This window comes from Pseudomonas sp. Pse1 (genome assembly GCF_024519635.1).
In the GTDB taxonomy this organism is placed as follows: domain Bacteria; phylum Pseudomonadota; class Gammaproteobacteria; order Pseudomonadales; family Pseudomonadaceae; genus Aquipseudomonas.
In genome coordinates, this window is sequence record NZ_JALJRO010000004.1 from 193,334 (window position 1) to 212,073 (window position 18,740).

The following is an 18,740-nucleotide window of genomic DNA, read 5'->3' on the forward strand; positions in this document are numbered from 1 at the left end:
AAGGGCCGTGTACAAGCTCGGTTTTTTTGTTCCCGACAGCCATGTCGAGGTGGTCAAGAGTGCCGTATTCGCCGCCGGTGGCGGACGCATAGGGGCCTATGACCACTGCGCCTGGCAAGCGCTTGGCCAGGGTCAGTTCCGACCACTGGACGGCAGTCAGCCGTTCATTGGCGAAGCCGGGCAGGTCGAGCGGGTCGAGGAATGGAAGGTCGAGTTGGTAGTGGCTGACGAGTTGATCCACTCGGTGGTGGTGGCGCTGAAACAGAGCCATCCCTATGAGACACCGGCGTATGAGGTGTGGCGGTTGGAGGATTTCTAACGGCTGAAATGAAAAACCCGCTGAGAGAGATTTCAGCGGGTTTTTTGTTGCCCTGATTTTGTAGAGTCCTCGCGGCCTCTTCGCTGGCAGGACAATATAATCTAAACCCTGGCCCCAACCTCCCGCCGCTCAACCAGCCCCACCAGCGCCGCACTCAATCCCGCGGCCTTTTCCCCCACCAGCAAATGCCACACATTGCCCTCCAGCGCACTCGTACCCTGGCAACCCAGCTCCTTCAATTGATTCTGCGACAGCGCCTGGCCATCGGCCAATTGCAGGCGAATCCGGGTCAGGGCCACGCACTCCAGGTGCAGCACATTGTCGCTACCACCCAGGGCGCTGAGCCATTTTCGGGCTTCACTGCTCGGTACTGCCGGCACTGCTTCGTCTTCGGCCATCGCCGCAACCGGCATTGACCCGGTCATCGGCAGCGCCCGGCGGATTTCGTCTGCGATGCTGTCAGCCAGCGGCCCCACCACCACCTGCAAACTCCCACCCTTGCCCGGACGGACCACGGCCATCGCACCGAGCGCTTTCAGATCGGCATCGTTGGCCTGGTTGCGGTCGACCATTTCCAGGCGCAAGCGAGTGGTGCAGGCGCCGATGGTGATCAGGTTCGCGGGGCCACCCAAGGCCTGGATGTAGGCACTGGCCCGCTGGTTGTCACTCAGTTCGGCTTTTTCCGTGACGATATTGTCTTCCCGGCCCGGGGTTTTCAGATTGAAGCGGCGAATGCAGAAACTGAACACGTTGTAGTAAATCAACCCATAGACCAGGCCCACCGGCACCACCCTCCAGCCATTGGTCGACTTGCCCCAGCCGAGGATCATGTCGATAAAACCGCCGGAGAAGGTGAAGCCCAGGTGGATGTTCAGCGCGTTGGTGATCGCCATCGACAACCCGGTCAGCAGCGCATGCAGCAGGAACAGCAGCGGCGCGAGGAACATGAAGGCGAACTCGATCGGCTCGGTGACGCCGGTGAGGAACGAGGTCAGGGCCATCGACAGGAAGATCCCGCCCATCACCTTGCGCCGTTCCGGCAGGGCGTTGCGGTACATCGCCAGGCAGGCGGCCGGCAGGCCGAACAGCATCACCGGGAACATGCCGGTGGTGAATTGGCCGCCCTTGGGGTCGCCGGCGAAATAGCGGGCGATGTCGCCGGTGACCAGGGCGCCGGTGGCCGGATCGGTGAAGTTGCCGAACACGAACCACGCCATGTTGTTGAGGATATGGTGCAGGCCAGTGACGATCAGCAGCCGGTTGAACACGCCGAAGATGAACGCGCCGAAGCTGCCGCTTTCCATCATCAACGTACCGAAGCTGTTGATGCCCTGCTGGATCGGCGGCCAGATCAGGCCGAAGACTACCCCCAGGCCGACGGCGGCGAAGCCGGTGGCGATCGGGACGAAGCGGCGGCCACCGAAGAACGCCAGGTATTCCGGAAGCTTGATGTCCTTGAAGCGGTTGTACAGCGCGCCGGCCATCAGCCCGGCGACGATGCCGGCGAGCATGCCCATGTTGATGCTTGGATCGAGCACCTTGAGGGTCGAGACCATCACCAGGTAGCCAATCACCCCGGCCAGGCCGGCGGTGCCGTTGTTGTCCTTGGCGAAACCGACCGCAATGCCGATGGCGAAGATCATCGCCAGGTTGGCGAAAATCACCTGCCCGGCGTCGTGGATGATCGCAATGTTCAACAGGTCGGTGTCGCCCAGGCGCAGCAGCAGGCCGGCAATCGGCAGGATGGCAATGGGCAGCATCAATGCCCGGCCGAGGCGCTGCAGGCCTTCGATAAAGAGTTGGTACATGGCGTGTCTCCGTGGATTCTTGTTGTTCAGGCCAGCGGCCAATGTTGCCGGCAGGCGTTACGCACGGCGACGGCGCTGGGCAACTTGAGCAGCTCGGCGCTCAGGCGCTGGCAATCGGCGGCGTCCAGTTGGCGCACGCGCGCCTTGATTTCACCGATTTGCGGCGGGCTCACCGACAGCTCGCGAACCCCCAGGCCCAGCAGTACCGGTGTCGCCAGCGGGTCAGAGGCCAGTGCGCCGCAGACGCCAACCCAGCGCTGATGAAGGGCGGCGCCAGCGCAGGTCTGGGCGATGAGGCGCAACAGCGCCGGGTGCAGGGCGTCGACGCGGGCGGCGAGACCGGCGTGGTCGCGGTCCATGGCCAGGGTGTACTGGGACAGGTCGTTGGTGCCGATGGACAGGAAGTCCGCGTGCTCGGCCAGTTGTTCGGCGAGCAGGGCGGCGGCCGGGACTTCGATCATTACCCCCAGCTCTGGACGCTGGCTGATCTGCAACTCGCCGCAGAGCGCTTCGAGGCGCTGGCGGATCTGCAGCAGTTCATCCACTTCGCTGACCATCGGCAGCAGAATCCGGCAACGCTGGAGGGGAGTGACCTGCAGCAGGGCGCGTAATTGCTGGTCGAGCAGTTCCGGGCGTACCTGGGCTAGGCGAATTCCGCGCAGGCCGAGCACCGGATTGGCCTCGGCGGGCAGCGGCAGGTAGTCGAGTTGTTTGTCGCCACCAACGTCGATGGTGCGGATGATTACTGGCTTGTCGCCCATGGTATCCATCACGGCTTGATAGGCTTGGCGTTGCTCCTGTTCGTCCGGTGCGGTCTGGCGATCGACGAACAGAAACTCGGTGCGCAGCAGGCCGACACCATCGGCGCCGCCCTTAAAGGCATCGGCGGCTTCGTGGCTGGAGGCGACATTGGCGGCCACTTCCATGTGGATGCCATCAAGGGTCACGGCCGGTTCGTGAGCTTGGGTCTGCTGACGGGCACGGCGTTGTTGTTGCTCGTCGCGAGCTTGGACGACTTGCGCCAGGCGCTGGGCATCGGGCGTCAATTCCAGACGGCCACCGTCAGCATCCAGCACTACCGCGTGACCTTGGGTTTGTTCAAGCAGGCTGGCGCCGAGGGCGACCACGCACGGCAAACCCTTGCCTCGGGCGAGAATCGCCACGTGGGAAGTGGCGCCGCCTTCGGCCATACACAGACCGGCGACGCCCTGTTCGCACAATTGCAGCAAGTCCGATGGAGTCAGCTCGTGGGCCGCGACTATCGCGCCTACCGGGATGTCGTAGTGCCATTCCTCACCGAGCAGGGCGCGCAACACCCGTTGTCGTAGGTCGCGCAAGTCGTTGGCGCGCTCGGCCAACAGCTGGTTGCCGAGTTGCAACAGGACCTGGCATTGGGCTTCGATCGATTGGCTCCAGGCATGGGTCGCGGCGCTCCCTTGTTCGATGGCCTGATAGGCCGCGTCGAGCAGGGCCGGGTCTTCAAGCAGGGCGAGGTGGGCGGCGAAGATTTGCTCTTCTTCTACCTGCCGGTGTTTCTGCGCTGCGGTGAGGGTTTCGCGGATCTCATTGCGCACCTGTTCCAGGGCGGTAGCGAGAGCTAGGCGCTCCTGCGCAGGATGGTGATTGCCGGTGTCTTCGCGCAGGTGGATCGCTGCCAGTTGGAACAGGGTGCCGCCGACAAGCCCGGGCGCGGCGCAGACACCCTGAAGCACACCTGCTTCGGCATAGCGCGGGGGCTGCACAATAGCAGTTGGCACGGCGCTCTGATGAGCGTCATGCACTGCCGTCGACAGCGCCGTGATCAAGGCTTGCAGCGCCGCGTCGGCGTCCGCGCCCTGGCAACTGACCTGGACTTCATCCTGTTCTCCAATGCCCAGACCCATCAGCCCGATCAGGCTGTCACAGGACGCCGATTTGCCGGCGAAGTGCAGTTGCGAGCGGCTGCGAAATTGCTGGGCGGTCTGGCGGATCAAGGCGGCCGGACGCGCGTGCAGGCCGCCGCGATGGTTGATCCGCACCTGACCTTGCACCGGTACCGCCGATTTGTCCCCGTGGTGCTGCGCTCCATGACTGGCTTTGCGCACGATGTGCAGCAGGGCGTCGCCGACCTTGACGGGCTTGAGGGTAATCGGCAGGACCTGAAAGTCGTCGCTGTTGGTGAGGATCAACAGGCTGACCAGGCTTTTGCAGCCCTGAGCGACTCGGTCCAGGTCGAAGCGCAGCAGTGCGTCGCCCTGGCTGACGCGCGCGCCTTCCTCGACCAGCAAAGTGAAACCCGCGCCTTGCAGGTTGACCGTATCCAGGCCCAGGTGCAGCAGCAATTCGGCGCCATTGTCGGTGCGCAGGGTCATAGCGTGACGGGTACGCGCAACCTGGATCACAACGCCGCTGCAGGGGGCGTGCAGCGTGTCGTTCAACGGGTCGATGGCGATCCCGTGACCCATGGCGCCGCTGGCGAACACTGGGTCGGGAACCTTGGCCAGTGTCAGCACCGGACCGCTGAGCGGGGCGCTGAGGATCAGCTCATTATTGTTGTTGGGCATGGCTCGGTACTCGACTCGGGCGATTTAGTGGGTGCGGGTGACTTTGCTCAGGTGCCGTGGCTGATCCGGGTCCATGCCGCGCGCCTGAGCAAGGCCGGCGGCCATTACATAAAAACTCTGGATGGCGAGGATTGGGTCGAGCGCCGGGTGTTCGGCGCGACTCAGCGTCAGGTCGCGTTCACTGACGTCATCAGGCGCGGCCAGCAGCACCCGGGCACCGCGCTGGCGCATTTCTGCCGCCAGGCTCAGCAGGCCAGCCTGTTCCGCGCCGCGTGGGGCGAACACCAGCAATGGGTAGTTGTCGCTGATCAGGGCCATCGGACCGTGTTTCACTTCGGCGCTGCTGAAGGCTTCGGCCTGGATGGCCGAGGTTTCCTTGAGTTTCAGCGCCGCTTCCTGGGCGATGGCAAACCCGGCGCCGCGGCCGATCACCATCAGGCGCTGGCAGTCACGCAGGGCATCGATGGCCGGCGTCCAGTCCTGAGTTGCAGCGTCGCGCAGGCCCTGAGGCAGTTCCAGGCCGGCTTCGAGCAACTCGGCGTCCTGCTTCCAGTGAGCCACCAGGCGCGCGCTGGCGCTGAGGGTGGCAATGAAACTTTTGGTTGCGGCGACGCTGCTTTCAGTGCCGGCGCACAGCGGCAGGCTGAATTCGCACGCCGCTTCCAGTGGCGAATCCTCGGCGTTGACCATGGCAATGCTCAGGGCGCCGCGTTTGCGCAGCAGGCGCAGGCTGTTGACCAGATCCGGGCTCTGCCCCGATTGGGAAAAGGCGAATACCGCCTGGCCGCTGACTTTCAGTGGAGCTTGTTGCATGGTCACTACCGACATCGGCAGCGAGGCCACCGGCACGCCAACCTGTTGCATGGTCAGGTAGGCAAAGTAGCTGGCGGCGTGATCGGAACTGCCCCGAGCGACGGTCATTGCCACTTGCGGTGGCTGGCGATTCAGGCGTCCGGCAATTTCGATCAACGCCGGGTCGAGTTGCTGCAGTTGGGCTTCGACGGCCAGGTGCGAGGACAGCGCCTCTTCAAGCATTTTTGAAGTCAATGTCTTCTCCTTCGACCATCACGGCGGTCAGTGTCAGTGAGCGATCCAGGCGCACGCAGTCGGCCCAGGCGCCGGGTTGCAGGCGTCCGCGCTCGTTGATGCCGAGGTAGTCGGCGGGAAATTGCGACAGGCGTTGTGAGGCTTCGGCCAGCGGCAGGCCGATTTTCACCAGGTTGCGCAGGGCCTGATCCATGGTCAGGGTGCTGCCGGCGAGGGTGCCATCGGGCAGACGCACGCCGCCCAGGCATTTGGTCACGGTATGGCTGCCCAACTTGTATTCGCCGTCCGGCATGCCGGCGGCTGCGCTGGAGTCGGTCACGCAGTACAGGCAGGGGATTGAGCGCAGCGCCACGCGAATCGCGCCCGGGTGCACGTGCAGCAGGTCCGGAATCAGCTCGGCGTATTTGGCGTGGGCCAGCGCCGCGCCAACAATCCCCGGTTCGCGGTGATGCAGCGGGCTCATGGCGTTGTACAGGTGAGTGAAGCTGGTGGCTCCGGCTTCCAGCGCGGCCAAGCCTTCCTCGTAGCTGCCCAGGGTGTGGCCGAGTTGCAGGCGCACACCACGCTCGCTCAGGGTGCGGATCAGTTGAGCGTGACCGGCGATTTCCGGGGCGATGGTAATCACCCGGATGGGTGCCAGGGCCATGTACGACTCGACTTCGGCCAGTAGTGCAGTGTGAGCGAAGTTCGGCTGTGCGCCGAGTTTTCCCGGATTGATGTAGGGCCCTTCCAGATGAACGCCCAGAACCCGGGCGCAGCCGGCAGGGCGTTGTTCGCAGAACTCACCGACCTGCTCCAGCACCCGAGCGATTTCCTCGCTGGGGGCGGTCATGGTGGTGGCCAGGAGCGCCGTGGTGCCGAAGCGCACATGGGTGCGGGTGATGGTTTCGAAGGCGGGTGTGCCTTCCATCAAGTCCTTGCCGCCGCCGCCATGCACATGCAGGTCGATAAAACCCGGTAGCAGGTAAGGGAGATCGTTGTCCGCCGGATCGCAGGGCTGGCCTTCGATGCGCACGACCTTGCCGTGTTCATGGATCAGCCGGCCGCGAATCCAGCCGTTCGCGGTGAGGATGTTGTCTTCAGACATGGGACGGTTCTCTGGCCTGTTATCGACGCAGTTCAGCGACGAAATCGTAGTAATCGTTGCGGCAATAGGTGTCGGTGACTTCGATTGGCGTGTTGTCTTCGAGGTAGCCGACCCGGGTCATCAGCAACATGGCAGTGCCCGGCGCTATGCCCACCAGCGCAGCGAATTCGTCCGAGGCGTTGATCGCCTGGATGTGCTGCAGGGCGCGGACCACCGGTTTGCCGATGCCGTCGAGGTAGTGGTAGAGCGAATCGCCGACGGCCTGGGGCTGGGCAATGATCGAGGCGGGCAGGGTGCTCATTTCGATCGCCATTACGGTGTCATCGGCTTTGCGCAGGCGCTTGAGGCGCGCGACTTTGTCGTAGGGCGACAGGGCCAGGCGAATCAGTTCTTCATGGGTCGGTTGGGTGATTTCCCGTTGCAGCCATTGCGAACTGGGGGAAAAGCCTTTGAGACGAAGCATTTCGCTGAAGCCAGAGAGACGCGACAGCGGCTGTTCCAGGCGCGGCGTAATGAAGGTGCCAGAGCCTTGGTTGCGACGGATAAGACCTTGCTCGAACAAGACTTCCAGGGCTTTGCGCGCGGTCACTCGGGAAATGTTCAACAGCTCGCTGAGGTTGCGTTCCGAGGGCAGTGCCTGTTCGGCTTTCCAGTGGCCGGCGTGAATGGCCGCTTCCAGGTTGCGCGCCAGTTGCAGGTACAACGGCGTAGGCTGAGAGTCATCGAGGCGTAGGGCCTGGAGGTCGTTCATAGGTCGTTTCCGATGCGGATGTAGGATTGTTGTCGCCCGGTTGTGGGGCGAAACTAATACCACTTAAATACCATGTCAACGCCAGTGACGGGCGGCGGGCAGGCGAAAACGTGCCGGGCTTTAGGCAGCGTCGGGGTTGGCTTTAAAGTGGTATTAGAGGTGGTGTGGCGAGCGGATCAGATGACTGTCTGCGCCGGTATTTTCTTTTGCAGGTGGTATTGCGGTAGGGCGGGCGGCCCTGGAAAGAATTTTTTTCAATTATTTTTGCCGGGCGACGTGCGGTCACCAGGCTGGCGAGGGCGCGGAGTCCCTCGCCGCGACGAGATCAGGGACGGATCTCGATCATCGTGCCATCCGGGACCAGGCCCCAGACTTCGCGCATGTCGACGTTGCGCATGGCGATGCAGCCGTCGGTCCAGTCCAGGGTGTGGAACAGGTCCTCGGGGTTTTCCTCGGTGTCCGGGGTGCCGTGGATCATGATCATCCCGCCGGGGTTTACGCCTTCACGGCGCGAGCGGGCGGCATCGCTGATGTTCGGGTAGGAAATATGCATGGCCAGGTTGAAGCGGTCGCTGACCTTGCGCCAGTCCAGCCAATAGAACCCTTCGGGCGTGCGTCGATCGCCTTCCATGAGCTTCTGCCCCTTGGGGTTCTTGCCCAAGGAGATGCGGTAGGTCTTGATGGGCTTGCCGTCGTTGATCAGTTGCAACTGATGGGCGGATTTGAGCACCAGGACTTTTTCGATGACTTTGCCGTCCAGAGTCTCCACGGTGGAAGCCTGGGTGACAGCAACGAACGACAGGCAGAGGAACGCGAGCAACCAGCGCATTGAAACGATATCCCTGTGAGTACGGCGTACTTCTTGTTGTTTAAGTGATCGCAGGCTGAGCAAGCGGAGGAATGGATTCGCTGCGCACCGGGTAATCGCCCTGGCGACGGTCAGCGAAGAAGCATTCTAGGGTACGGCCCACCGTGCGGAAAGCCAGCTCTGACCAAGGGATGTCCTGTTCTTCGAAAAGCTGCACTTCCAGGCTTTCGACACCGGCAGAAAACTGCTCGTCGACCATCTCGGCGCGAAAAAATACATGCACCTGGCTGATGTGCGGCACATCGATCAGCGTATAGATGCTCAGGTTACGTACCCGGGCGCAGGCTTCCTCGGCGGTTTCACGAATGGCCGCCTGTTCGATGGTCTCGCCGTTCTCCATGAAGCCGGCCGGCAAGGTCCAGAAACCACGGCGCGGTTCGATGGCGCGTCGACAGAGCAGCACCCTGGAGCCCAGGGTGGGAATGCAGCCAGCGACGATATTGGGGTTCTGGTAGTGAATGGTCTGACATTTGTCGCAGACATACCGCAGGCGCGAATCGCCTTCGGGAATGCGTTGAGTGACCGGGTTACCGCAGTGGCTGCAAAAATTCATGCTGGGTCTTCCGAAAAGGCTGCGCCTATCTTGGCGTGGTGCGGTGTCGGTCGGCAAGTTGTCGTTTAGCGACATGCCCCGGGGCCGGGGGTTGGGCGGCTTGTGTGTTTGGTGCATGATGCTCGGTAGCCAACAGATCGAGAGCACTCATGCTGGACGAGCTACTGCACCGGGTCAGTCATCACACGCCGAACACCATGGAAACTGACCGACGTTTTCCCGAGGCCGCCGTGTTGGTGCCCATCACTCGCAGTGACGAGCCGGAACTGGTTCTGACCCTGCGCGCCAGCGGGCTTTCCACCCATGGCGGGGAAGTGGCCTTTCCGGGCGGTCGACGCGATCCCGAAGACCCGGACCTGGTCTTCACTGCCCTGCGCGAAGCCGAGGAAGAAATCGGCCTGCCGCCGGGTCTGGTGGAGGTGATCGGGCCCTTGAGTCCGCTGATTTCCCTGCATGGGATCAAGGTCACGCCCTATGTCGGTGTCATTCCGGACTTTGTCGAGTACCGCGCCAATGACGCCGAGATCGCCGCGGTATTCAGTGTGCCGCTGGAGTTTTTTCGCACGGACCCACGAGAACATACGCACCGCATCGATTACCAGGGGCGTAGTTGGTATGTGCCGAGCTACCGTTATGGCGAGTACAAGATCTGGGGACTGACCGCGATCATGATTGTCGAGTTGATCAATCTGCTCTATGACGCCAAGATCAGCCTGCACCAACCTCCCAAAAGCTTTATCAATATTTGAAGCCATCGTGCCTATGGCGCGAACCCGCGGCTGCCTGAGCCATGAGGATAACAACGATGAAATACCGTCTGGGCGACGCCCGCGTCGAAACCCATCCGCAGAGCTGGGTCGCACCCAATGCGGTGCTGATTGGCAAGGTCAAGCTGGAAGAGGGCGCCAACGTCTGGTTCAACGCGGTATTGCGCGGTGACAACGAGCTGATCCTGATCGGCAAGAACAGCAACGTTCAGGACGGCACGGTGATGCACACCGACATGGGTTATCCGTTGACCATCGGCACCGGCGTGACCATCGGCCATAACGCCATGCTGCACGGCTGCACCGTCGGCGATAACAGCCTGATCGGTATCAATGCGGTGATCCTCAATGGGGCGAAAATCGGAAAAAACTGCATCATCGGCGCCAACTCGCTGATTGGCGAGAACAAGCAGATCCCCGATGGCTCGCTGGTGATGGGCTCGCCGGGCAAGGTGGTACGTGAACTGACCGAGCCGCAGATCAAAATGCTCGAAGCCAGTGCCGCGCACTATGTTCAACGCTCCCAACGCTATGCGGTGGACCTGGTCGAGCAAGAAGAATGACAGCTTCGGAACGCCCGGTTGCCTCGCCCTGCGTGAACATTTGCGCGCTGGACGAGCAGGACATCTGCACCGGTTGCCAGCGCACGGTGGCGGAAATTACCCGCTGGAGCCGCATGGACAACGACGAACGCCGCCAGGTCCTGGTGCTGTGTCACGAGCGGGCCAAGGCCAGCGGGCTGGTGTGGATGGTCGGCGCCAAGCAGCCGTAGTCGCGGACCTGACACTGATATGAACTGTGGGAGCGGGCTCGCCCGCAATGGCGTCAGCAACTACATCGCCGGCAAGCCAGCTCCTACGGTATTCTGTGCGGCAAATTTCCAGGTACTCCGCGCCCCATGCTCTTTCTGATTGCCTACATCAGCAGCGTCGTGCTGATCAACTTCGCCTTTTCCACTGCCCCGCACCTGGACATCATCTGGTCAGCCTGGGGTGGCCTGGTGTTTGTGTTGCGCGATATGGTGCAGACCCGCTTCGGGCATGGCGCGATCATTGCCATGCTGGTGGCGCTGGTGCTGTCCTACCTGACCTCCGACCCGTCCATCGCCCTGGCCAGTGCCACGGCGTTCGCGGTGTCCGAGTGCATCGACTGGCTGGTGTTCAGCATCACCAAGCGGCCGCTGCACGACCGCTTGTGGATCAGCTCGGCGCTGAGCATTCCGCTGGACACTTTCATCTTCTTCGGCATGATCGACGCCCTGACCCCAGGGGTGATTCTCACCGCGCTCGGCTCCAAGTTCGCTGGCGTGACTGCCGTATGGCTGATCATGGCCTGGCGCTTGCGCAAACAGGCGCTCGCCAGCTGAGGCCAAACCCCTCGGTTCATGTAAAATGCCGCGCTTTCTCCCCTGGGAAGTGCGCGCAGCGCCTTGTCCCTTGATGATCCGCTCCTTTGAGGAACTGCAAATGACTCGTATCGGAACTCCATTGTCGCCAACCGCGACCCGCGTATTGCTGTGTGGCTGTGGTGAGTTGGGCAAGGAAGTGGTGATCGAGCTGCAGCGCCTGGGCGTTGAAGTGATCGCCGTGGACCGTTACGCGGATGCGCCGGCCATGCAGGTGGCGCATCGCAGCCATGTGATCAACATGCTCGATGGCGCGGCACTGCGCGCAGTGATCGAGGCCGAGAAGCCGCACTTCATCGTGCCGGAAATCGAAGCCATCGCCACCGCCACCCTGGTCGAGCTGGAAGCCGAAGGCTTCACCGTGATCCCGACCGCGCGCGCCGCCCAGTTGACCATGAATCGTGAAGGCATCCGCCGCCTGGCCGCTGAAGAGCTGGACCTGCCGACCTCGCCATACCACTTCGCCGACACCGTGGAAGACTACCGCAAGGCCGTCGACGACCTCGGTTTCCCGTGCGTGGTCAAGCCGGTCATGAGCTCGTCGGGCAAAGGCCAGAGCCTGTTGCGCAGCGCCGATGACGTGCAGAAGGCCTGGGACTACGCGCAGGAAGGCGGACGTGCCGGTAAAGGGCGAGTAATCGTCGAAGGTTTCATCGATTTCGACTACGAAATCACCCTGCTCACCGTACGCCACATTGGCGGCACCACGTTCTGTGCGCCGGTCGGCCACCGTCAGGAGAAGGGCGATTACCAGGAATCCTGGCAGCCACAAGCCATGAGTCCGATTGCCCTGGCGGAATCCGAGCGGGTGGCCAAGGCCGTGACCGAGGCCCTGGGTGGTCGTGGGATGTTTGGCGTCGAACTGTTCATCAAGGGTGATCAGGTGTGGTTCAGCGAAGTCTCGCCACGCCCCCACGATACTGGCCTGGTAACCCTGATCTCGCAGGACCTGTCGCAGTTTGCCCTGCACGCCCGGGCGATTCTCGGCCTGCCGATCCCGCTGATCCGTCAGTTCGGGCCTTCGGCCTCGGCGGTGATCCTGGTAGAAGGGCAATCGACCCAGACCGCGTTCGCCAACCTCGGCGCGGCATTGGCCGAACCGGATACGGCATTGCGCCTGTTCGGCAAGCCTGAGGTTAATGGCCAGCGTCGCATGGGCGTGGCCTTGGCCCGCGACGAGTCGATCGAAGCGGCACGGGCCAAGGCCATGCGCGCCTCGCAGGCGGTTGTTGTCGAGCTGTAACGCAGGTCCCTTGTAGGAGCGAGCCTGCTCGCGATGAACCTGAGAGCGCTGCGCAGTGTCAGGCACCCAGTGTTATCGTTGACGTTCATCGCGAGCAGGCTCGCTCCAGGGTTGGTTCACACCACCCGATCCAAGTCGTTATTGCGCGTTTCCTTCAGGCACAGCACAGCGATCAAGCTGAGCACCGCAGCCGCCGACACATACCCGCCAACCCAACTCAAGCCGCCCATCGCCACCAGTTTCTGGGCGAAGAATGGGGCTGCGGAGGCGCCGACAATGCCGCCCAGGTTGTAGGCCGCCGATGCGCCCGTGTAGCGTACATGCGTCGGAAACAGTTCCGGCAACAGCGCGCCCATCGGGGCGAAAGTCACCCCCATCAGAAACAGCTCGATGCACAGGAACAGCGCTACGCCCCAGGTGCTGCCGTGGGTCAGCAAGGGTTCCATGGTGAAGCCCGACAACACCGCCAGCACGCCACCGATGATCAGCACCGGCTTGCGCCCAAAACGGTCGCTGGCCCATGCCGACAGCGGTGTGGCGGCGGCCATGAACAGCACGGCGAAACACAGCAGGCCGAGGAAGGTTTCGCGGCTGTAGCCCAGGGTCGACACGCCGTAACTCAGGGAAAATACCGTGGAGATGTAGAACAGTGCGTAGCACACCACCATTGCCGCGGCGCCCAGCAGCATCGGCGCCCAGTACTGGCTGAACAGCTCGACCAGCGGGATCTTCACTCGCTCCTGGCGAGCCACGGCGTTGGCGAAGACCGGGGTTTCATGCAGCTTCAGGCGCACGTACAGGCCGACCATCACCAGCGCGGCACTGAGCAGGAACGGGATGCGCCAGCCCCAGGAGCGGAACTGTTCGTCGTCCAGGGTCATGGCCAGCGTCAGAAAAAGGCCGTTGGCCGCCAGGAAACCAATTGAAGGCCCCAGTTGCGGGAACATGCCGAACCAGGCGCGTTTGCCTTTCGGCGCGTTCTCGGTGGCGAGCAAGGCTGCACCACCCCATTCGCCGCCCAATCCCAGGCCCTGGCCAAAGCGCAGCACGCAGAGCAGGATCGGCGCCCAGGCACCAATGCTGTCGTAACCTGGCAACACGCCGATCAGGGTGGTGCAGACACCCATCAGCAGCAGAGAAGCGACCAGCGTCGATTTACGGCCGATGCGGTCACCAAAGTGGCCGAACAGTGCTGAACCCAGCGGCCGGGCGAGGAAGGCGATGCCGAAGGTCAGGAAGGCCGACAGCATCTGCGCCGTGCCGGAGGTCTGGGGAAAGAACACCGGGCCGATCACCAGTGCGGCGGCGGTGGCGTAGACGTAAAAGTCGTAGAACTCGATGGCGGTGCCGATAAAGCTCGCCGTAGCGACCCGGGTCGCGGAGTTCGTCGGTTGGGCAGGCGTATCGGCGCCGTAGGTGGTGCTCGTGGTCATGCGGTTATCCCTGACAGTCATGTGCTCGCGAGGAGCGAATTATTATGGTTGAAGCACCCAGGGATGTGGGGTGGGGCGCGGCGCAGGCTCAAGGTAGGAGCGTTCGCCGGATAGTCGCGGATCTTGCCGCAGGACGCTGAGTGCGGGTAGCACGGTCTGCGGCGGCGCTTGGGTAAGCGTTTGGATTATAGAAAGGAGGCTAACGATTCAACAAGGGGGCTTAGCGCACTGCTGGCGTGGAAGCCGTTTGCCAGATCAATACCTGGCTGACCCGATTGTCTTCGGTTTCGAGGATTTCCAGGCGATAGCGGCCGATTTTCAGGCACACCGGGCAGTCCGGGATGGTTTCCAGGGCTTCGGTCACCAGGCCGTTGAGGGTTTTCGGGCCGTCGCTGGGCAGGTGCCAGCCGAGGCTTTTGTTCAGCTCGCGGATCGAGGCCGCGCCGTCGATTATCAGACGGCCGTCGGCTTGTGGATGGATGTGCGGGTTGTCGAGGCTGTGCTGGCTTTCGAATTCGCCGACGATTTCTTCGAGAATGTCTTCCAGGGTGACGATGCCTTGGACTTCGCCGTACTCGTCGACCACCATGCCCAGGCGACGCTGCTGCTTGTGGAAGTTCAGCAGTTGCAGTTGCAGTGGGGTGCTTTCCGGTACGAAGTATGGCTCGTGGCAGGCGGCCAGCAAGGCCTCCTTGGTCAGGCTGGCGTCCGCCAGCAAGTGCCTGATCTGGCGGGTATTGAGCACCGCTTCGACCTGGTTGATGTCACTGTGGAACACCGGCAGGCGTGTGCGTCGGTTGGCCCGCAATTGCTCGATGATCGCTCCGATTGGCTCGTCGAGGTTGATTCCGTCCACTTCGCTGCGCGGTACCAGAATATCGTTGACGGTAATGTTGTCCAGCGCATGAATGCCGGGCAGGGCGTGTGGCCGGCATACGGCGTGCTCGCCGTCGAGGTTGGTGTTTTGTGCCGGCGCGGGCTCGTCGTCGCTCTGCTGGACCACCTTGGGTTTGCGCGCCAGAGGCTTGAGCAGCAGCAGGCTGATTCCGCTGAGCAGCCAGGCCAGCGGGTAGAGCATCTTCAGGGGCACAGCCAGCAGCGTATTGCCCAGGCTCAAGACGGCATCCGGGTAGCGGCTGGCGAGGGTGCGTGGCAGGTAATCGGCGAAGACCAGTAAGGCTGCCGTCGCGCCGAGGCAGGCCAGCCACGGACCGTTGTCCGCCCAGCCGAACACCGCGAGCAGGGTGCTAATGATCACCACCAGCGAGCGGCAGAGGGTGTTGCAGAGGATGAGGCTGCTCAGCGGGAAGTTCAGGCGCGCCACAGGCCTGTCATTGGAACGCGAGGCGGTGCGCTGGGCCAGCAAGTGCTGCTGTGCAGCTTCGATGGCGGTGAACAGGGCGGACCAGAGGATCAACAGGGCCAGAACAGCGAGTAATGGCCCTATGGGCAGGTTGTCCATAACGAATGCCCGTCAGATGTGCAGGATGAATTCGCGGACCAGCTTGCTGCCGAAATAGGCCAGCATCAGCAGGCAGAAACCAGCGAGGGTCCAGCGGATCGCCTTGTGACCGCGCCAGCCGAGGCGGGTGCGCCCCCACAGCAAGACGCTGAAGACGATCCACGCCAGACACGCAAGCAGGGTCTTGTGCACCAGGTGCTGGGCAAACAGATTTTCGACGAACAGCCAGCCGGAAATCAGTGACAGCGACAGCAGGGTCCAGCCGGCCCAGAGAAAGCCGAACAGCAGGCTTTCCATGGTTTGCAGCGGCGGAAAGTTCTTGATCAGCCCGGACGGGTGCTTGTGCTTGAGTTGATGGTCCTGCAGCAGCAATAGCAGCGCCTGGAACACCGCAATGGTGAACATCCCGTACGCGAGGATCGACAGCAGGATGTGGGCGAGGATGCCTGGCTCCTCGTCGATCACCTGCACTGTCCCGGACGGCGCGAACTGCGCCAGCAGGACTGTGGCCATGCCTAGCGGAAACAGCAGTAGCAGCAAGTTTTCCACCGGGATGCGCGAGGTGGCCAGCAGGGTCAGGGCGATCACGGCGGCAGCGATCAGGCTGGCGGCACTGAAAAAGTCCAGGCCCAGGCCGATCGGCGTCATCAGGTGAGCGAACAGGCTCGCGCTGTGGGTCAGCACGGCAAGGATGCCGAGCGTTACCAGCAGGCGTTTGTTCGCCTTGGCGCCTGTGGCGAGGCGAGAGCCCTGATAGAAGGTCGCAGCGGCATATAAGCAGGCGGCGGCGAGTGTAGTGAGCAAACTGGGTGACAAAGGGAGCATAAGTCCTGTTAGGCAAGCCCGAAAGACAACGAGTTTGGCATACAACCCTCGTCGCATGAAAGACCGCACAACGAGACGGCGGGTGTGCGCCAGACGCAGTCTTCGCTATAATCCGCGACCTGCCCCCGCCGCAGGCTCGCCGAGCACCTGTATTTCACGGTCTGGGCCGCCATTACCCGGTCTTCCTTAGGGCCTGAAAGGATCGCGCATGTTTGAAAACTTAACCGACCGTCTCTCGCAGACGCTGCGCCATGTCACCGGCAAGGCCAAGCTGACCGAAGACAATATCAAAGACACCCTGCGTGAAGTGCGCATGGCGTTGCTGGAGGCTGACGTTGCCTTGCCAGTGGTCAAGGACTTCGTCAATTCGGTCAAGGAGCGCGCTGTCGGCACCGAGGTGTCGCGCAGCCTGACGCCGGGCCAGGCCTTCGTGAAGATTGTCCAGGCCGAACTCGAAAGCCTGATGGGCGCGGCCAACGAAGATCTGAACCTGAGCGCCGTGCCGCCAGCCGTCGTATTGATGGCGGGCCTGCAGGGCGCTGGTAAGACCACCACCGCCGGCAAGCTGGCGCGCTTCCTTAAAGAGCGCAAGAAGAAGTCGGTGATGGTGGTGTCCGCGGACGTCTACCGTCCGGCGGCGATCAAGCAGCTGGAAACCCTGGCCAACGACATCGGCGTCACCTTTTTTCCGTCCGACCTGAGCCAGAAGCCGGTCGACATCGCCGAAGCGGCTATTAAAGAAGCCAGGCTGAAGTTCATCGACGTGGTCATCGTCGATACCGCCGGTCGCCTGCACATCGACGAAGAGATGATGGGCGAGATCAAGGCCCTGCACGCCGCGATCAAGCCGGTCGAAACCCTGTTCGTGGTCGACGCCATGACTGGCCAGGACGCCGCCAATACGGCCAAAGCCTTTGGTGATGCGCTGCCGCTGACCGGTGTGATCCTGACCAAGGTCGACGGTGATGCCCGTGGCGGTGCCGCGTTGTCGGTGCGTTCCATTACCGGCAAGCCGATCAAGTTCATCGGTATGGGCGAAAAAACCGAAGCCCTGGAGCCGTTCCACCCCGAGCGTATCGCTTCGCGCATCCTCGGCATGGGCGACGTGCTCAGTCTGATCGAGCAGGCCGAACAGACCCTCGACAAGGACAAGGCCGACAAGCTGGCGAAAAAGCTGAAGAAGGGTAAAGGCTTCGACCTCGAAGACTTCCGCGATCAGCTGCAACAGATGAAGAACATGGGCGGCCTCGGTGGGCTCATGGACAAGTTGCCGAACATCGGCGGCGTCAACCTGGCGCAAATGGGTAATGCCCAGGGTGCGGCAGAGAAGCAGTTCAAGCAGATGGAAGCCATCATCAACTCCATGACCCCGGCCGAGCGCCGCGATCCTGAGCTGATCAGCGGCTCGCGCAAGCGTCGGATCGCCATGGGTTCCGGCACCCAGGTGCAGGACATCGGTCGCTTGATCAAGCAGCACAAACAGATGCAGAAGATGATGAAGAAATTCTCTGCCAAGGGCGGGATGGCGAAAATGATGCGCGGCATGGGCGGTATGTTGCCCGGCGGCGGCATGCCGAAGCTCTGAAGAATTCGCGCCGGCAGCTTTGCCGGCGTGTCTCCCACAGGGATGTGGGGACGACAGTGACCTGCCCTGGCAGGCACTGACTCGCCGTTGTTCGCAGCGGCTCTATCGCAAATCTGCAGCGCACACCGACAGGCGTCGGAAAAAGTCATTTGCAAAAGTCCGGATATTCCTTAGAATATGCGGCCTTTCGGGCACCTATGCCCGCTGTGCGTTTAGATTTGCAGCACCGACTACAGGAACTATGTTCACATGCTAACAATCCGTCTTGCCCTTGGCGGCTCCAAAAAGCGCCCGTTCTACCACCTGACCGTAACCGACAGCCGCAACCCGCGCGACGGTTCGCACAAGGAACAGGTTGGTTTCTTCAACCCTGTTGCTCGTGGTCAGGAAATCCGTCTGTCCGTGAACCAAGAGCGCGTAGCCTACTGGCTGAGCGTTGGTGCACAACCTTCTGAGCGCGTTGCTCAGTTGCTGAAGGAATCTGCTAAGGCTGCGGCCTGAGCAATATGAACGCGACGCCAGACATTGCTGATGATTTGATCGTTATCGGCAAAATTTATTCTGTTCACGGCGTTCGCGGCGAAGTGAAGGTGTATTCCTTTACTGATCCGATCAAGAACCTGCTCAATTACAAATCCTGGACGCTCAAGCGCGAAGGCGATGTCAAGCAGGTAGAGCTGGTCAGCGGACGCGGGAACGACAAGTTCCTGGTCGCAAAGCTCAAGGGTCTCGATGATCGTGAAGAAGCTCGTCTTCTCGCCGGTTATGAGATCTGCGTGCCACGCAACCTGTTCCCTGAACTGACTGACGGCGAGTACTACTGGTACCAGCTGGAAGGTCTTAAGGTCATCGACACACTCGGGCAACTGTTCGGGAAAATCGATCACCTGCTGGAGACCGGCTCGAACGATGTCATGGTGGTCAAGCCTTGCGCTGGCAGCCTGGATGATCGCGAACGCCTGTTGCCCTATACGGAGCAATGCGTGTTGGCAGTCGACCTGGCAGCGGGCGAGATGAAGGTGGATTGGGATGCGGACTTCTAAG

The 18,740-nt window shown here is 62.1% G+C and carries 19 protein-coding genes; 9 read left to right on the forward strand and 10 right to left on the reverse strand.

Annotation, left to right across the window (positions count from 1 at the left end):
* Positions 1-7 precede the first annotated feature (7 nt).
* Complete coding sequence (locus NR126_RS08330) at positions 8-319, forward strand: YqfO family protein (RefSeq protein ID WP_027618662.1); 312 nt, start codon at positions 8-10, stop codon at positions 317-319.
* Positions 320-420: 101 nt separating this feature from the next.
* Here the strand turns inward: NR126_RS08330 and nagE are convergent, their stop codons facing one another.
* From nagE to NR126_RS08365, 7 genes are all read right to left on the reverse strand, one after another.
* Positions 421-2,127, reverse strand: coding sequence for an N-acetylglucosamine-specific PTS transporter subunit IIBC (gene nagE / locus NR126_RS08335; protein ID WP_027619139.1), 1,707 nt, complete (start codon positions 2,125-2,127; stop codon positions 421-423).
* A gap of 26 nt (positions 2,128-2,153) precedes the next feature.
* Positions 2,154-4,670, reverse strand: coding sequence for a phosphoenolpyruvate--protein phosphotransferase (gene ptsP / locus NR126_RS08340; RefSeq protein WP_256830010.1), 2,517 nt, complete (start codon positions 4,668-4,670; stop codon positions 2,154-2,156).
* 24 nt (positions 4,671-4,694) lie between these two features.
* Positions 4,695-5,717 carry an SIS domain-containing protein gene (locus tag NR126_RS08345; protein WP_027619137.1) on the reverse strand — a complete coding sequence of 341 codons (1,023 nt, stop codon included), beginning with the start codon at positions 5,715-5,717 and terminating at the stop codon, positions 4,695-4,697.
* Entirely contained in the window at positions 5,698-6,804 is a 1,107-nt protein-coding gene (nagA, locus tag NR126_RS08350; protein WP_027619136.1) for an N-acetylglucosamine-6-phosphate deacetylase, read from the reverse strand. Before nagA ends, NR126_RS08345 begins: the two co-directional genes overlap by 20 nt.
* A gap of 19 nt (positions 6,805-6,823) precedes the next feature.
* Positions 6,824-7,555, reverse strand: a complete 732-nt coding sequence (locus tag NR126_RS08355; protein ID WP_027619135.1) for a GntR family transcriptional regulator — start codon at positions 7,553-7,555, stop codon at positions 6,824-6,826.
* Between the two features lie 325 nt (positions 7,556-7,880).
* Positions 7,881-8,384, reverse strand: a complete 504-nt coding sequence (locus NR126_RS08360) for a murein L,D-transpeptidase family protein (RefSeq protein WP_027619134.1) — start codon at positions 8,382-8,384, stop codon at positions 7,881-7,883.
* 40 nt (positions 8,385-8,424) lie between these two features.
* On the reverse strand, positions 8,425-8,976 hold the full coding sequence (locus tag NR126_RS08365; RefSeq protein ID WP_256830011.1) for an NUDIX hydrolase: 552 nt from the start codon (positions 8,974-8,976) through the stop codon (positions 8,425-8,427).
* Positions 8,977-9,125: 149 nt separating this feature from the next.
* Between NR126_RS08365 and NR126_RS08370 the strand changes: the two genes are divergently transcribed.
* From NR126_RS08370 to purT, 5 genes are all read left to right on the forward strand, one after another.
* Entirely contained in the window at positions 9,126-9,725 is a 600-nt protein-coding gene (locus tag NR126_RS08370; RefSeq protein WP_027619132.1) for a CoA pyrophosphatase, read from the forward strand.
* A 56-nt stretch (positions 9,726-9,781) separates the two neighbouring features.
* Entirely contained in the window at positions 9,782-10,306 is a 525-nt protein-coding gene (locus NR126_RS08375) for a gamma carbonic anhydrase family protein (RefSeq protein WP_027619131.1), read from the forward strand.
* On the forward strand, positions 10,303-10,515 hold the full coding sequence (locus NR126_RS08380) for a DUF1289 domain-containing protein (RefSeq protein ID WP_027619130.1): 213 nt from the start codon (positions 10,303-10,305) through the stop codon (positions 10,513-10,515). Before NR126_RS08375 ends, NR126_RS08380 begins: the two co-directional genes overlap by 4 nt.
* A gap of 126 nt (positions 10,516-10,641) precedes the next feature.
* Entirely contained in the window at positions 10,642-11,109 is a 468-nt protein-coding gene (locus NR126_RS08385) for a VUT family protein (protein WP_027619129.1), read from the forward strand.
* 100 nt (positions 11,110-11,209) lie between these two features.
* Complete coding sequence (gene purT / locus NR126_RS08390) at positions 11,210-12,391, forward strand: formate-dependent phosphoribosylglycinamide formyltransferase (protein WP_027619128.1); 1,182 nt, start codon at positions 11,210-11,212, stop codon at positions 12,389-12,391.
* 116 nt (positions 12,392-12,507) lie between these two features.
* Here purT and NR126_RS08395 read toward each other — a convergent pair whose 3' ends face one another.
* From NR126_RS08395 to NR126_RS08405, 3 genes are all read right to left on the reverse strand, one after another.
* Positions 12,508-13,824: an MFS transporter gene (locus NR126_RS08395; RefSeq protein ID WP_105755131.1), complete on the reverse strand. Its 1,317-nt coding sequence runs from the start codon at positions 13,822-13,824 to the stop codon at positions 12,508-12,510.
* A 220-nt stretch (positions 13,825-14,044) separates the two neighbouring features.
* Entirely contained in the window at positions 14,045-15,286 is a 1,242-nt protein-coding gene (locus NR126_RS08400) for a transporter associated domain-containing protein (RefSeq protein WP_027619126.1), read from the reverse strand.
* Positions 15,287-15,298: 12 nt separating this feature from the next.
* Positions 15,299-16,111 carry an inner membrane protein YpjD gene (locus NR126_RS08405; protein WP_027619125.1) on the reverse strand — a complete coding sequence of 271 codons (813 nt, stop codon included), beginning with the start codon at positions 16,109-16,111 and terminating at the stop codon, positions 15,299-15,301.
* A 208-nt stretch (positions 16,112-16,319) separates the two neighbouring features.
* Between NR126_RS08405 and ffh the strand changes: the two genes are divergently transcribed.
* From ffh to rimM, 3 genes are all read left to right on the forward strand, one after another.
* On the forward strand, positions 16,320-17,696 hold the full coding sequence (gene ffh, locus NR126_RS08410; protein WP_027619124.1) for a signal recognition particle protein: 1,377 nt from the start codon (positions 16,320-16,322) through the stop codon (positions 17,694-17,696).
* 249 nt (positions 17,697-17,945) lie between these two features.
* A complete protein-coding gene (rpsP, locus tag NR126_RS08415) occupies positions 17,946-18,197 on the forward strand; it encodes a 30S ribosomal protein S16 (protein WP_003185073.1) in 252 nt (83 codons plus the stop codon).
* A 5-nt stretch (positions 18,198-18,202) separates the two neighbouring features.
* Positions 18,203-18,739, forward strand: coding sequence for a ribosome maturation factor RimM (rimM, locus tag NR126_RS08420; protein WP_027619123.1), 537 nt, complete (start codon positions 18,203-18,205; stop codon positions 18,737-18,739).
* Position 18,740: the final 1 nt, after the last annotated feature.

Coding starts and splice junctions, on each gene's coding strand:
- NR126_RS08375 (WP_027619131.1), top strand. CDS start 9,782: ATGAAATACCGTCTGGGCGACGCCCGCGTCGAAACCCATCCGCAGAGC.
- rpsP (WP_003185073.1), top strand. CDS start 17,946: ATGCTAACAATCCGTCTTGCCCTTGGCGGCTCCAAAAAGCGCCCGTTC.
- NR126_RS08385 (WP_027619129.1), top strand. CDS start 10,642: ATGCTCTTTCTGATTGCCTACATCAGCAGCGTCGTGCTGATCAACTTC.
- purT (WP_027619128.1), top strand. CDS start 11,210: ATGACTCGTATCGGAACTCCATTGTCGCCAACCGCGACCCGCGTATTG.
- NR126_RS08355 (WP_027619135.1), bottom strand. CDS start 7,555: ATGAACGACCTCCAGGCCCTACGCCTCGATGACTCTCAGCCTACGCCG.
- NR126_RS08395 (WP_105755131.1), bottom strand. CDS start 13,824: ATGACCACGAGCACCACCTACGGCGCCGATACGCCTGCCCAACCGACG.
- ffh (WP_027619124.1), top strand. CDS start 16,320: ATGTTTGAAAACTTAACCGACCGTCTCTCGCAGACGCTGCGCCATGTC.
- NR126_RS08400 (WP_027619126.1), bottom strand. CDS start 15,286: ATGGACAACCTGCCCATAGGGCCATTACTCGCTGTTCTGGCCCTGTTG.
- NR126_RS08405 (WP_027619125.1), bottom strand. CDS start 16,111: ATGCTCCCTTTGTCACCCAGTTTGCTCACTACACTCGCCGCCGCCTGC.
- NR126_RS08370 (WP_027619132.1), top strand. CDS start 9,126: ATGCTGGACGAGCTACTGCACCGGGTCAGTCATCACACGCCGAACACC.
- NR126_RS08365 (WP_256830011.1), bottom strand. CDS start 8,976: ATGAATTTTTGCAGCCACTGCGGTAACCCGGTCACTCAACGCATTCCC.
- NR126_RS08360 (WP_027619134.1), bottom strand. CDS start 8,384: ATGCGCTGGTTGCTCGCGTTCCTCTGCCTGTCGTTCGTTGCTGTCACC.
- nagA (WP_027619136.1), bottom strand. CDS start 6,804: ATGTCTGAAGACAACATCCTCACCGCGAACGGCTGGATTCGCGGCCGG.
- NR126_RS08380 (WP_027619130.1), top strand. CDS start 10,303: ATGACAGCTTCGGAACGCCCGGTTGCCTCGCCCTGCGTGAACATTTGC.
- rimM (WP_027619123.1), top strand. CDS start 18,203: ATGAACGCGACGCCAGACATTGCTGATGATTTGATCGTTATCGGCAAA.
- ptsP (WP_256830010.1), bottom strand. CDS start 4,670: ATGCCCAACAACAATAATGAGCTGATCCTCAGCGCCCCGCTCAGCGGT.
- nagE (WP_027619139.1), bottom strand. CDS start 2,127: ATGTACCAACTCTTTATCGAAGGCCTGCAGCGCCTCGGCCGGGCATTG.